This is a genomic window from Vibrio sp. 10N.261.55.C5, assembly GCF_041470505.1.
In the GTDB taxonomy this organism is placed as follows: domain Bacteria; phylum Pseudomonadota; class Gammaproteobacteria; order Enterobacterales; family Vibrionaceae; genus Vibrio; species Vibrio crassostreae_C.
On record NZ_JBFRMS010000010.1, the window covers coordinates 100,018 to 100,324 of the forward strand.

The 307-nt window shown below is 46.9% G+C and carries 1 pseudogene; it reads left to right on the top strand.

Annotated elements, in window-relative coordinates:
* Positions 1 to 250, top strand: a pseudogene (locus AB4263_RS03225) (ATP-dependent helicase); the annotation flags it as partial.
* Between the last annotated feature and the right edge of the window lie 57 nt (positions 251 to 307).

A 307-nucleotide genomic window follows, 5' to 3' on the forward strand; every position in this document is an offset into this window, starting at 1 on the left:
TACTGGCCGTGCGGGTAACAGCGGCTTAGCGATCTCTTTGATGAGTCAGGATGAAGCTTACCTATTGGGTGACATTGAGCGATTACTTGATACGCGCTTGCCTCAAGAGTGGCTAGAGGGCTTTGAACCAAGCCTTGAAAAAGATCTAGCGCCCGATCGTGGTGGTCGCAGCAAAAGCCGTTCATCAGAAAAACGTAAGATGAAAGCGAAGCTTAAGATTCACCAAAACCGCGGTAAAGCACGTCGCTAATAAGCTGTACAAAGCTCCAGTTTAAAGATCTATACATATAAAAACGCGCCGTTACAG